Source organism: Moorena sp. SIO3E8, from assembly GCF_010692445.1.
GTDB lineage: Bacteria > Cyanobacteriota > Cyanobacteriia > Cyanobacteriales > Coleofasciculaceae > Moorena > Moorena bouillonii.
Genome location: NZ_JAAHHM010000003.1, coordinates 248,187 through 260,812, shown reverse-complemented (window position 1 = coordinate 260,812; position 12,626 = coordinate 248,187). Strand labels below are relative to the sequence as shown.

At 44.2% G+C, this 12,626-nt stretch carries 13 protein-coding genes; 6 read left to right on the top strand and 7 right to left on the bottom strand.

From position 1 onward, the window contains the following. Nucleotides 1–65 precede the first annotated feature (65 nt). Nucleotides 66–1,040, bottom strand: coding sequence for a PstS family phosphate ABC transporter substrate-binding protein (locus tag F6K46_RS02705; RefSeq protein ID WP_293052095.1), 975 nt, complete (start codon nt 1,038–1,040; stop codon nt 66–68). Between the two features lie 233 nt (nt 1,041–1,273). On the opposite strand from F6K46_RS02705, the gene bioB reads away from it, so the two are divergent. The 4 genes from bioB to F6K46_RS02685 all read left to right on the top strand — a co-directional run bounded on the left by bioB (nt 1,274) and on the right by F6K46_RS02685 (nt 4,633). Next, entirely contained in the window at nt 1,274–2,404 is a 1,131-nt protein-coding gene (bioB, locus tag F6K46_RS02700) for a biotin synthase BioB (protein WP_293052092.1), read from the top strand. A gap of 15 nt (nt 2,405–2,419) precedes the next feature. Beyond that, nucleotides 2,420–3,004, top strand: a complete 585-nt coding sequence (locus F6K46_RS02695) for a biotin transporter BioY (protein WP_070393139.1) — start codon at nt 2,420–2,422, stop codon at nt 3,002–3,004. A 297-nt stretch (nt 3,005–3,301) separates the two neighbouring features. Continuing rightward, nucleotides 3,302–3,808 (top strand): signal peptidase II, encoded by a 507-nt coding sequence (gene lspA, locus F6K46_RS02690; RefSeq protein ID WP_075899801.1) that lies wholly within the window; start codon nt 3,302–3,304, stop codon nt 3,806–3,808. A 318-nt stretch (nt 3,809–4,126) separates the two neighbouring features. Then, entirely contained in the window at nt 4,127–4,633 is a 507-nt protein-coding gene (locus tag F6K46_RS02685; protein ID WP_293052087.1) for a transcriptional repressor, read from the top strand. Between the two features lie 49 nt (nt 4,634–4,682). Here F6K46_RS02685 and F6K46_RS02680 read toward each other — a convergent pair whose 3' ends face one another. Continuing rightward, nucleotides 4,683–5,702, bottom strand: coding sequence for an ABC transporter ATP-binding protein (locus tag F6K46_RS02680; RefSeq protein ID WP_293052084.1), 1,020 nt, complete (start codon nt 5,700–5,702; stop codon nt 4,683–4,685). A gap of 310 nt (nt 5,703–6,012) precedes the next feature. Then, nucleotides 6,013–6,147 (bottom strand): hypothetical protein, encoded by a 135-nt coding sequence (locus F6K46_RS02675; RefSeq protein ID WP_293052081.1) that lies wholly within the window; start codon nt 6,145–6,147, stop codon nt 6,013–6,015. Between the two features lie 90 nt (nt 6,148–6,237). Here F6K46_RS02675 and F6K46_RS02670 point away from each other — a divergent pair, with 90 nt between their 5' ends. Continuing rightward, entirely contained in the window at nt 6,238–7,530 is a 1,293-nt protein-coding gene (locus F6K46_RS02670; RefSeq protein ID WP_293052078.1) for a right-handed parallel beta-helix repeat-containing protein, read from the top strand. 261 nt (nt 7,531–7,791) lie between these two features. Here F6K46_RS02670 and F6K46_RS02665 read toward each other — a convergent pair whose 3' ends face one another. Beyond that, a complete protein-coding gene (locus F6K46_RS02665; RefSeq protein ID WP_293052075.1) occupies nt 7,792–8,037 on the bottom strand; it encodes a hypothetical protein in 246 nt (81 codons plus the stop codon). A gap of 1,015 nt (nt 8,038–9,052) precedes the next feature. Here F6K46_RS02665 and F6K46_RS02660 point away from each other — a divergent pair. Continuing rightward, the gene (locus F6K46_RS02660) at nt 9,053–10,294 is read left to right on the top strand and encodes a right-handed parallel beta-helix repeat-containing protein (protein ID WP_293052073.1); all 1,242 of its coding nucleotides are present in this window, start codon (nt 9,053–9,055) and stop codon (nt 10,292–10,294) included. Between the two features lie 69 nt (nt 10,295–10,363). Here F6K46_RS02660 and F6K46_RS02655 read toward each other — a convergent pair whose 3' ends face one another. The 3 genes from F6K46_RS02655 to F6K46_RS02645 form a co-directional block, all read right to left on the bottom strand. Beyond that, nucleotides 10,364–10,978 (bottom strand): TetR/AcrR family transcriptional regulator, encoded by a 615-nt coding sequence (locus F6K46_RS02655; protein WP_293052070.1) that lies wholly within the window; start codon nt 10,976–10,978, stop codon nt 10,364–10,366. Nucleotides 10,979–11,307: 329 nt separating this feature from the next. Continuing rightward, the gene (locus tag F6K46_RS02650) at nt 11,308–12,096 is read right to left on the bottom strand and encodes an NB-ARC domain-containing protein (protein WP_293054775.1); all 789 of its coding nucleotides are present in this window, start codon (nt 12,094–12,096) and stop codon (nt 11,308–11,310) included. Nucleotides 12,097–12,156: 60 nt separating this feature from the next. Beyond that, entirely contained in the window at nt 12,157–12,606 is a 450-nt protein-coding gene (locus tag F6K46_RS02645; protein ID WP_293054670.1) for a hypothetical protein, read from the bottom strand. Nucleotides 12,607–12,626: the final 20 nt, after the last annotated feature.

The window sequence follows — 12,626 nt, the reverse complement described above, 5'->3', positions numbered from 1 at the left end:
GCAACTTGGTTCTTTTCAGCCTTCATCCTTCATCCTTCATCCTTCAAGACATACTTTACTATTCTTTATTTCCCTTTCATCAATAGCTGTTTCACTTTCGAGCCTTTAGGAGCATTAGCAAAGACTGTACCGACTTGGCCGTCGCTAAAACGCTTTCTCACCAGCATCATAATGTCTTCTGGCATGGGAACATAGCCAACTTCTGAGATTAATTTGGAATTTTCTGCTGCCAACTGATACTCTACAAAGGCTTTAACTTCAGGTCGAGTTGCAGCCTCTTTCTTGACGTAGATAAACTCTGGACGAGATAGAGGTTTGTAACTTCCATCGGCAATAGTTGCTGTGCTAGGGGCAACGCAACCACTTCCTCCATCAATCTCTAGCAGTTTGAGTTTATCTTTGTTTTCTTCGTAGTAGGCGTAACCAAAGAAGGCTAGTCCACCCTTATCAGTCGATACCCCTTGAACAAGCAAATTATCATCTTCACTAGCGGTATAGTCGCCCCGAGAGCCAACTTTTTTACCAACCGTGTTTTCCATAAAGTAGTCATAGGTTCCCGAGTCAGTTCCTGGGCCATAAAGTCCTAGTTTGGTATCAGGGAAACCAGGACGAATTTGCTTCCAGTTTTTGATTTTGTCTTGAGCTGCTGGCTCCCACATTTTTTTGAGTTCAGAAATTTTTAGGCAGCTAGCAAAGTTATTTTCTTTGTTAACTACTACAGAGAGTCCATCAAAGGCGATGGGTAATTCGATGTACTCAATTCCTCCCTTCTTGCAAAGTTCTATTTCTGATTCTTTGATCGGACGGGAGCCGTTGGAAATATCGGTTTCTCCAGCACAAAACTTCTTGAATCCACCACCAGTACCAGAGACACCGACAGTAACTTGGATTTCCGGATTGGCTTTCTCGAACTCTTCCGCCATTGCCGCAGATATGGGAAATACGGTGCTGGAACCATCTACCTTAACTTGAGCTTTAGGGGTTGAACCACCACAGGAGGTAATCCCCATGGCTAAGGTGGTGATCAATGCTATTGACAATAAATTATTCTTTTGAGACAACATGGAATTGGCTTGATTTTTTTAGGCGTCACAGCCGGAGTTTACCGCTCCACCATAAAGAGTAGGTTAAGCATTAGGTTAAATTATAATTAAGAAAAGGTTAAATTTTTACTTGGGGTAGTAGAACTCACTAGCCAACTTACTCTAAGGTGGTATAGTGAGGGGTGCCTTTAAAGCTGATATATGTCGGAGATACTGTGGTTCAAGCACCTTTGTCAACTGCTGTAGGTCTATCTGTAGATTTATCAACTACACCAGCAAGTACACCAGCAAGTACACCAGAACAATGCTCAACATCCCCAGCATCCGTGAATGAGTGGCTGCAAAAGCTAACTGAGGGGATTATTGCAGGCGATCGCATTACTAGAGAGGAAGCCTTAGCCCTGACCAAACTCGAAGGGCAGGATAATATATTGCTGCTGTGCCAAGCAGCTGACAAAGTGCGCCAAGCCTGCTGTGGTAATACCGTGGATTTGTGTAGTATCGTCAATGTCAAATCTGGGGGCTGCTCAGAAAACTGTGGCTTTTGTGCCCAGTCGGCTCACCATCCTGGCGTTGATTCCCCGATTTATGGTCTTAAGTCTAAGGAAGAGATTATGGCTCAAGCTAAGGCAGCTGAAGCGGCTGGAGCCAAACGTTTTTGCCTAGTCAGTCAGGGACGTGGACCAAAGTACAGTAGCCCTAAATCAAAAGAGTTTGAACAAATTCTGGAAACCGTACGGGAGATTATTGCCGAAACCAGCATTAAGCCTTGCTGTGCCTTGGGAGAAGTGACCTCGGAACAAGCCCAAGCCCTGAAAGAAGCTGGGGTAACTCGCTACAACCATAACTTAGAAACCTCAGAGCGGTTTTTCCCAGAAATTGTGACTACTCACAGCTGGCGCGATCGCGTCGAGACGATCCAGAACTTGAAAGCAGTGGGGATTCAAGCCTGCACTGGTGGGATTATGGGCATGGGAGAAAGCTGGGAAGACCGAGTTGATTTAGCTCTAGCCCTGCGGGAGTTAAAGGTGGAATCAGTACCCCTGAACTTGCTCAATCCTCGCTCTGGAACGCCTTTGGGAGAATCTGGGAAGCTAGATACCTATGAAGCACTAAAAGCGATCGCAATTTTCCGGATGATCCTACCTGAGCAAATCCTGCGCTATGCTGGTGGGCGAGAAGCCGTGATGGGCCAATTGCAGGCACAAGGGCTAAAATCCGGAATCAATGCTATGCTGATTGGACACTACCTCACCACTCTGGGACAGCCACCAGAGCAAGACCACGCTATGCTGGACTCTTTGGGTCTAACCGGTGGTGAAGCTCCGATTCCCGGAGAATATAACTCCCAGAATAAATAGATTATCGATGTAACTGTGTCTGCTCCCAATGAGATTTTGTGGGCCATAATTGGTTTGCTGCTGACCATCGGCGGCACGTTTCTAGAAGCCTTCTTTGTCTCCAATCCACCCTGGGATTGGTCAACTCAAGGTGTTCAAACTATATCCTTAGGGGTTACCTATCAGATTGGAGCAGTCCTACTAGCTGCTTGTTTAGGAGGCAGAAATGCTGGTGCTCTTTCTCAAATTGCCTATGTTGTGATCGGGTTAAACCTGCCAATCTTTACTCAAGGTGGAGGTATTGGCTATATCAAAGAACCCAGCTTTGGATACATACTAGGCTTTATTGCCGGAGCCTGGGTTTGTGGTTTTTTAGCCTTTCGCGTACAACCACGAGTCGAAACATTGGCATTTAGCTGCCTCTGTGGTTTACTAACCATCCATGCCTACGGTGTCGGCTATTTGATGATTTTCCACGGCATCAATTGGTCAGTGCTTGGGGCTGTGCCTCTCATGGAAGCGATCATGAAATATACCATTTCGCCTTTACCGAGTCAGCTAGTGGTAGTTTGTTCTGTGACCGTTGTGGCATTTGGTCTACGGCAGTTAATGTTTTATTGATAGTCATTTTAATGCCCAGCTCCGAAGTTCCCTATTGGCTAAAACGTTAATTTTTCTTTTCCCTGGGTAAGTCGTAGACTAATCACAAAGGACAAATCACAAATGACTATAGCTTTTACCATACTTATCAGGTAAAGTCAATTTTGTTACCCCTACTCCCTACTCCCTACTCCCTACTCCCTACTCCCTACTCCCGACTCCCGACTCCCGACTCCCGACTCCCTACTCCCTACTCCCTAAAACCCATCGCTGTAAGTACCTGACCCAATTAATAAATGCTATCATGACTAATGACTAATGAAAAAAAACCGCCTGTTTTGGTTTGCTGCTGCTATTGGTCTGATTCTGGATCAGCTGACTAAATATTGGGTGGTGCAGAATTTTGAATTGGCTGAGACTCTACCCCTGTGGCAAGGGGTGTTTCACTTTACCTATGTGACTAATACTGGTGCCGCTTTCAGTCTCTTTAGTAAAGACGGCAGCTGGTTGCGCTGGCTGTCCTTAGCTGTGAGTCTTGGTTTAATCGCCCTAGCTTGGTTTGGGCCAAAGCTGATTAGGTTGGAACAGCTTGGTTATGGCTTCATACTGGGAGGAGCATTAGGGAATGGCATAGACCGTTTTTTCAACAGTTGTTTGGTAGATAACCAGACAGTAACGGGTTGCGTTGTGGATTTCCTCGATTTTCGGTTGATTAACTTCCCGGTATTTAATGTGGCCGATGTGTGTATCAACCTAGGTATTGTATGCTTGCTTATTGCAAGTTTTAAGCATCAATCGCCAAAATCTAGGGAGAAGGGGCAATAACATAGTCATAACATACAAGCCACAAGGCACAAGGGTTATGGCCAATCTGCTTACCCTTTGCCTGTTCCCTGTCTTCCCTCTGTGCCCCCTCTTTCCCTGATTCGCCCTTTTCCTAACTTATTTGCCAAATCCGGATCCCTTAGCTGGATTTGGTATTTTCGGCGTATCCCTGCATCCGAGGTGCATCCGTGTCGTGCCCTATTCTCAAAAGTAACCAATAATCCTTTACTATTTATTCTCAATTAGGAAATTTTCTTGCAAGTGAGAGAAATAATTATTTAATATTGTCAATAATGGCTCGTTTTTGAGAGGGTTACCATGGCTAACTATACTGCCGCTTCACTCAAGGCCGAACTCAATGCTCGAGGTTGGCGTATGACACCGCAACGGGAGACCATTCTCCACGTTTTCCAAAATTTACCGAGAGGAACCCATCTGAGTGCTGAGGAACTTCACGAATTGCTCGACCAGCGAGGAGAAGGAATCAGCTTATCTACAATTTACCGCAGCGTTAAGTTAATGTCACGGATGGGCATCCTGCGGGAATTGGAATTGGCAGAAGGGCATAAACATTATGAACTCAATCAGCCTTTTCCCCATCATCACCATCATCTGGTGTGTATTCAGTGTAACCAGACGGTGGAATTCAAGAATGACTCAATCTTGAAACAAGGGATGAAGCAGGTAGAAAAGGAAGGCTTGCAGCTAATTGATTGCCAGCTGACCATTCATACCATTTGCCCAGAAGCCCTGCGGATGGGATGGCCTTCGGCTCTACCGAGTAATTGGCGTTGCTCTCGATCCATTGCGATGGACGAACATTAGTTTTGTGAGTGGTTAGTCCTATGATAAGCGCTATACTAAGATCCTCTTGTCAATGGACTAAATGACAAGCAACATAATGTCCTCTACCTGCATCTTTAAACTCTGGTTCTGGGTCTTGCCGACAAGTATCCATTACCATAGGACAGCGAGTGTGAAACCGACAACCTTTCGGGGGATTGCTCGGGCTGGGTACATCCCCTGTTAGGATAATACGTTCCCGTTGACGCTCAAGTTCAGGGTCAGGAATTGGTACGGCTGAGATTAATGCTTGGGTATAGGGATGCAAGGGGTTCTCATATAAACAGACGCGATCTGCGAGTTCTACTATTTTGCCTAGGTACATTACTGCCACCCGGTCAGAAATGTGGCGCACTATACTTAAATCGTGAGCAATAAATAGATAAGTTAAGCCCATATCTGCTTGCAACGACTGCATCAAGTTAACCACTTGGGCTTGAATGGATACATCTAAAGCAGCAATCGGTTCATCACATACGATAAAGTCAGGGTTTAACGCTAAGGCGCGAGCAATCACAATCCGCTGACGCTGACCCCCAGAGAATTCGTGGGGATAGCGATTGATAAACTGAGGATTGAGTCCTACCACTTCTAGTAAGGACTGGACTCGTTCTTGTTTTTGTTTACCGGTGGCTAACCCATGGATTTGCAGGGGTTCACCGACAATACTTCCTACGGTCATGCGGGGATTGAGGGAAGCATAGGGGTCTTGAAAAATCATTTGCATCCGGCGGCGCATCTGGCGCAGGGATTCAGCGTCTAGCTCCGTTAGGTCGATATTTTCAAAGTAAACATGACCAGCTGTCGGACGGTATAGTTGTAGGAGCGCTCGTCCGGTGGTACTTTTGCCACAGCCAGATTCTCCTACTAAGCCTAAAGTTTCGCCACGGTTGATCTCGAAGTTGAGTCCATCCACAGCTTTGATGGAGCCTATTTGCTTTTGCAAGATGATTCCTTGGGTGATGGGGAAGTGCATCTGTAGGTTTTCTATGTGTAACAGACTGTTGTTTTGTGGGTTGGGCTTGGGGTTGTCTAGCTGTGCTGCTGTCATGTGATGGTTTAATGCTTAATCGCAATCATATAGCGTTTTTATTTTAAAATGCTATAGCTGTATTACCATATCCATTTTTTTTTGAACCCAATTTCTTTTTTGTAAATTATTTGAATACAGTCACAGGATTTTTTTTTAAATTATTAAATTTGCTCAATATTTATTTTTTATTGAGTTTTTTAAAAGCTCAATTAATTATTGAAAAGGTAATAATAAAACTCTCAAAATTGGATATACTTAGATAAGTTGTAGTCAACTTGTCAATAACCGTCTTATCAAAAAAACGGGCGATTTATTCTCCAAAAAAAACTTATATATAGCAATTATTATACTCATGAGGTACAAATTTGTGGGTTTTAGGGAGCAGAGAGCAGGGAGCAGGGAGCAGGAAGCAGGGAGCATGGAAGAGGAAAGAGGCAAGAGGCGGCAAACCTGTGTACCTCATAGCTATGATAAACGCTATAGTTGGAGTTATAAATAATACTTGACAGGGGGAAAACAATCAGCTTTATAAGTCAAATAAGGATGGCTAACTATGGCAGTTTTTACAGTTAATACCACAGCTGACAAAATTAATCCTTCTGATGGGGTTATCAGTTTACGAGAAGCCATCGCGCTAGCGAATAATAATCCTGGTCAAGATACAATCTTATTTCAACTTGAACCAGGTCAACAGACGATTACTCTAGACTCTAATCCTCTTAATCTCCCTAATATTCCGAGTCTTCCTAATATTCCGAGTCTTCCTAATATTCCGAGTCTTCCTAATATTCCGAGTCTTCCTGATATCCCTAATCTTCCAACACTCGAAAATCAACCGACACTCGAAATTACCGAAAGTGTTAATATTGTTGGACTTCAAGAGCCTGACCAAATCACTATCGAAGGTGACGGTGGGTCTTTTGATATTTTTACGATTAGCAATGGTGCGAATGTTACCGTCACAAACCTGACAATTTCTGAGGGAGAGGATGGGATCCAGGTGGATGATGGTAATCTAAACGTGATTAATAGCATCCTCACAGACAACAAAAGCGATGGCATCAAGATAGAAGGAGACAATGCTAATGTCAACGTAGTCGGTAGCTCCTTCACAAAAAACACATCAGATGGCATCGAGATTGCAGGAGAGAACACTAATCTCAAGGTGATTAATACCATCTTCACAGAGAACAAAAGCGATGGCATCGAGATTGCAGGAGAGAACACTAATCTCAACGTGGTCGGTAGCTCCTTCATAAGCAACGAAAAAGATGGCATCAATATCAAGGCAAACAACACGACATCATTTGTAAGCAAAAGCACCTTCAGCCAAAATGGAGACAATGGTTTTGATATAAATGCCGTAGGTCAAAATGTAAAGGTTATTGATAGCACTATAATCAAGAACGAGGACACTGGAATAGAAATCGGTACTTCGGAAGAAGTAACTAACAACGTTGTACAGATATTCAATAGCGATATTATTGAGAATTTGACAGGAGGTAGTGGCGGTGGTGTCAGTGTCCTTGGCATTGATAACGAGGTGCTGCTGGTCAATAATCAGATTACTGGTAACTCCGCAGAAGTCAATGGCGGCGGCATTGCTGTCGATAGTGGAAATACCATGTTCCTGGGCAACAACACAATCACTGATAATATTGCTGACAGTGACAACAATGGTACCGGCGATGGTGGAGGTCTCTTTATCGGTTTGGGTGCTATCGTCGGAATCAGAGCAAGCCAAATTACCGATAAGGTTGACCTAGGAGGTGAGTATCGCAATGTATTTGGTAATTTCTTCGACCTTGGAGATAATGACATTGCAGGTAATGACATTCAAGTTTAGAAATTGAGTTAACTTAGATCTGGCTTGGACTTTGGACAAAACCAAGGGGATCAAACATCTATCCCTAGAGCATCAAACCTCTCAAAAGCTTTCAGAAACTGTGTTTTATCGGAATCTGAACCTGAGGATATGGTTGCGCTAGGAATACCTTGGCGCAAGGGGGGAAAATAGTTTTTGCCTCCAACTTCAAAGTTATTGCTTAACCAAAGCCTGAAGTAGCCTCAAAGGAAGCCAAATTTCTCAGGGGGTGACAACAAGGCATTAAACTAAACAGGGTGACCGGGTGTGGGGGGTAGGGGGTGGGGAAAATAAAAGCGATGCCTCAGGTGCGACCCGTGGCGAATTTAATTCGCCTACGGTTCGCGCACCATTACCGACCTGCGGGGGTTTCCCCCACTCGCGCTTTGCTTGGCTGACAGCGATGCAGCGCGGTCTTGGGGAGCCAGTGCGGTCTTGGGGGTCTCCCCCATGAGCAACTGGCGTGGTTTCCCCCATGAGCGACTGCATCAAGACAGGGAATTTGGAGTGAGCCGGTGGGATAACAATCGGTTCGAGACCTGATTTAACCGTCCCGTCGCCACTCCGCCAGCTCCTGATCTTCCCCTACACCCATCACCCCACACCCGGTCACCCCGTCAAGCTTTTAAGGCTGTTTGTCACCCCGTCAGGCAAAATTTTGAATTAGAGCTTAGGTCAATAGGGAGTTTGTCTAAAGTCCAATCAAGTAAATAGGTGACATTATTGCTTAGTTATCCCCTCGACAACAACTGGTGTCGAGGGGATAAACTGTTGTTATTTAAAAATGCCTAACAGCAAGGCATAAGACAGAATACAGAAGACAGAAGCGACAAGAGTTTCAGTTTTTTTTCCTGATTGAATAAAAGGTTCTTTAAATGAATGGCTATAGTTAGTTTATCCTAACAGGTATCCCAGAGCTTATTTTCTGTCTGTCAAAGGATATTCAGAGATTTATATCCTTGATTTATTCCCTAAAAAATTTGGTTAATCTTTAAAATTTTGGTATTTTTTTTAAAAAAACTAAAGAGTCAATAAAGAAAATAAAAAACTGTAAAAATCGGATAACTTTAGGTAAGTTGTCGTAAACCTGTAAACAACCACCAGGGTTAAACGGGCTATTTATTCTCCCACAATCTCCGGTAAGTAGTCGGACAAAAGTTTTGGGTGCTGTATAAAGTTTTGTAAATATAGACAAAACCTTTTGGGGTAAAGGTTACAAGCATTTTACAGTTTTCGAGACAGTACCGTTTATTTATGTCCGACTACTTAGTGGAAGGATTAAGAATAATAGCTGACAAGGGGGAAGCAATCAGGGTAAACGCATCTAATTGGCTGATTACTATATATAGTTTTTAAAAAATCAAATAAACACTATATGTAGAAAATTTCTGGTCAATAAGCGCAATAAGGCTGGGTTTATTGAGAACTACCCCCGGTTACCCAACAAGATGCGTTTACCCTGGGGAAACAATCAGCTTTTTAACTAAAAAAAGGATGAATAACTATGGCAGTTTTCACAGTTAATACCACAGCTGACGGAATGAATTCTTTGGATGTGGTCACCACGTTACGAGAAGCGATCGAGGCAGCGAATAATTCTCCTGGTGAAGATACAATCTTATTTGAACTGGAACCAGGTCAACAGACGATTACTCTAGACCCTACCCTAGGGACACTGGAGATTACCGACAGTGTGAATATTGTTGGAAAAGATGTTGGAATCAGCTTCGATATTAGCGACAGCGACAGTCCTAATCTCGAGCTTGGTGTATTTAAATATGCTGACCAAATCACAGTACAAGGTGATGGCTCTTTTGATATCTTTACGATTAGCAATGGCGCTAATGTTAGCGCTGAGCCTAATGTTACCTTCAAAAGCCTGACAATTTCTGAGGGACAGGATGCCATCCAGGTGAATGACGGGAATCTGACAGTGATTGATAGCATCTTAAGAAATTCCTCAGATGGGATCGAGTCCGACGCAGACAACAGCAAAATCACTGTGATCAATAGCATCTTCGCAGACAACACAGATGGCATCGACATCGATGGAAACAACACTAATCTCGAAGTGTTCCGTAGCTTCTTCGTAGGCCACTCAGATGATGGCATCGAGATCGATGGAGACAACAATAATGTCAAGGTGCTCCGTAGCTCCTTTACAAACAACACATCAGATGGCATCGATCTCGATGGAGACAACACTAAATTATTTGTAAGGAACAGCAACCTCAGCCAAAATGAGGGCCAGGGTCTTGATATAAGTGCCGCAGGTCAAAATGTAACGGTGATTCATAGCACTATCAGCAATAACGAGGACAATGGAATAAAAATTGGTACTGCGAACGAAATAAGTAACAACGTTGTAAAGATATTCAATAGCCGGATTATTGACAACCTGGCAACAGACGAATTTGAAGACGGCGGTGGTGTCAATGTGATTGGAACTGCTAACGACGTGCTGCTGGCCAACAATCAGATTACTGGTAACTGGGCAGTAGTCAATGGCGGGGGCATTTCCGTCGAGAGTGGTAATACCATTACCTTGCGCAACAACAAAATCACTGGTAATATTGCTGACAGTGACAACAATGGTACCGGCGATGGTGGTGGTCTGTTTATCAGTATGGGAGCCATCGTCGAGATCACAGACACCAAAATTATCAATAACGTTGACCTAGGAGGTGAGTTTTTCAATATCTTTGGTGATTTCATCGACTTGGGAGGTAATCTGATTGGAGTTTAGCCAGTCCCAAGCAATCAAGATCCACAAGAGTTAAATTCCCCAATTGTTGACAACACTAACTTGTCTTGATTAGGGATTACCAGAGCCAGAAATAGCATGAGTAGACAGTAACTCGTTAACGTAGCGCCGAATGACAATCTGCTGGTGGTCAGAGCTAAGGCGTTTGGCTTGAATCAGGGAGTCGAGGCTAACCCCATTGACTAGGGCTAACAGGGCGTTGGCTTCTAACTCTGGCTCTATGTTAGCTCGAATCAGTTTGGCTGACTGTAGAGCAAACAACTCTTGAATAATCACCTCACGGAGCTGAGCAGCACTCTGTTGATGCTCAGCCATCAAGGATTCTCGTCCAATGGCATACCCCAAAAAGGCCACCCAGACCTTGAGAATATCTTGCCGTTCAGTGTCTAGTGGCAAAAACGCAGATAGCATTTCTACTAGTCGATCGACTCCCCTAGCGTGCTCTGTTGCAGCCTGCATCGTTTTTTGCAGACGCTGAGTTACTTGATTAAGGGCAAAGAGAATAAGCTCCTGCTTATCTCGAAAGTGGTGAGTAACAACTCCGGTGGTGCAACCAAGCTCTTGGGCGATCGCCCGCATACTGGTGCGATCTAACCCCTCTCGGACAATAACTCGCCAGGCGGCTTCAGAAACTTCAAGGCGGCGATCCTGTTGGGACATGAGCATTAAAGGGAACTATAGGGGTTTTCAATTGGGTGAGGTACAGAGTCCTGGGTTTTAGGGAACAGGGAACAGGGAACAGAGAAGAGGCAAGAGGCAAGAGGCAAGAGGCAAGAGGCAAGAGGCAAGAGGCAAGAGGCAAGAGGCAAGAGGCAAGAGGCAAGAGGCAAGAGGCAAGAGGCAAGAGGCAAGAGGCAAGAGGCAAGAGGCANCAGAACTGATTGGGGCAGCAGTTCCAGAGCTTCAAAGCTATTTGGGATAGCTGGCGGTTTGATTTCCATGGTTCTACACTACTACTCATCCTTCCCTTTTTGTCAACCCCATCACCTGAATGCTTACAAACATCCTAACCACTGCCCTTGAAAATCTAACTCTTTCCAGCTCAACTCTAATGCTGCTTCTACTCCTCTTTGAGCTGTCATTTCCCCCGATGGCTCCAGTGTGTTTAGCTTTTGCTCCAATTCCTGTGCCATCCTGGCCAAGGTCCACCTAGATTTTCTCTTGAGGAAACGTCCTACTAACTCCAATCCCAGGGGTAGGTATCCTAAGTCTTTACAGAGTTGAGAGGCTGCTACTGGTTCTTTTTCCAGTCTTGACTCATCGATAAAATTTGCTAACAACTCCAAAGCTGCTTGCTCATCTAGCACCTCTAGACGTAATTGTTCAAAGGATTCTGATAGCCAATATTTACGTGTCGTTATTAGTACTTTGAAACGGGATTCTTGGGGTGGTAGATAACCTTCAATATCCTCGTAGTTTCTAACATCATCCAGAATGATCAGGACATCACCATCTAAAGGCGGCCACCGAGACCAACAAAAGTCTAACTGGTCTAGTAACTCCCAATCTTCAGGAGGATTGAGATTGAGCTGAGACTTAGCAAAACTCAGCAATTGTAACCCAGGGTTGGATTCTTGTACCTGTATCCAACAAATACCAGCGGGATAGGTTGATTGCTGTTTCTGGCGTTGAGCATACTGTATGGCAAGTTCAGTTTTACCTACTCCAGCCATACCGCTAACCACAGCAGTGATAGCAATGCGCTCCTTCTCTTGAAGCTGTTGGTGTAGTTCTTTTAGTTGTTTCTCCCGACCAACAAAATTGACTAAGCCACTGCGTACTATAGCTAAATTATTAGGATTAGCAACTGGGATTTGGTTAACCTGCTCCCCAGGCGACTTCAGCTAATGTTGAGGAGGATTATTGTAGGTAATGCTGATGGTAGTATTACTACCAGTTCCTTCAATTACTGGAGATTGTTTTTTATTGTCATAAGTTAAATCACCAGATACCTTGTTGTAATTTACCTCACCACCAGATACTTGCCAATTTTCCCCTTGCCCTTGGTTCAAATTATCGATTTCCCTTGCTAATACTTCAATCTCCTGGGCAAATTGAGAATCTGCTCTCATCGCCTCTTGCAAATAGTCAGATACAACTTTTAGCTCAGTCTTTGACCCTGGTTCGGCACGTTGCAAAGCTACTTCAGCCCTCGGATTACCTCTTAACTTATTAATAATCTTCTCGCGCAGGAGCTTGGCTTTTTCTATGGCTGCCTCAGTGACCTTTTCTACTGTAGTTTCCGCAGCTTTGGTACCGATAAAGGCTAGGGCAGCAATGGTTAGAGGTTCCATATCTGATTAACTAGGGCAGA

Bases quoted from the DNA above. Each gene is read 5' to 3' on its own strand.
- F6K46_RS02645 (WP_293054670.1), bottom strand. From the start codon at position 12,606: ATGGAACCTCTAACCATTGCTGCCCTAGCCTTTATCGGTACCAAAGCT.
- F6K46_RS02655 (WP_293052070.1), bottom strand. From the start codon at position 10,978: ATGCTCATGTCCCAACAGGATCGCCGCCTTGAAGTTTCTGAAGCCGCC.
- F6K46_RS02665 (WP_293052075.1), bottom strand. From the start codon at position 8,037: ATGCAGTCGCTCATGGGGGAAACCACGCCAGTTGCTCATGGGGGAGAC.
- F6K46_RS02675 (WP_293052081.1), bottom strand. From the start codon at position 6,147: ATGAGGTACACAGGTTTGCCGCCTCTTGCCTCTTTCCTCTTCCATGCT.
- F6K46_RS02660 (WP_293052073.1), top strand. From the start codon at position 9,053: ATGGCAGTTTTCACAGTTAATACCACAGCTGACGGAATGAATTCTTTG.
- F6K46_RS02685 (WP_293052087.1), top strand. From the start codon at position 4,127: ATGGCTAACTATACTGCCGCTTCACTCAAGGCCGAACTCAATGCTCGA.
- F6K46_RS02680 (WP_293052084.1), bottom strand. From the start codon at position 5,702: ATGACAGCAGCACAGCTAGACAACCCCAAGCCCAACCCACAAAACAAC.
- F6K46_RS02670 (WP_293052078.1), top strand. From the start codon at position 6,238: ATGGCAGTTTTTACAGTTAATACCACAGCTGACAAAATTAATCCTTCT.
- lspA (WP_075899801.1), top strand. From the start codon at position 3,302: ATGAAAAAAAACCGCCTGTTTTGGTTTGCTGCTGCTATTGGTCTGATT.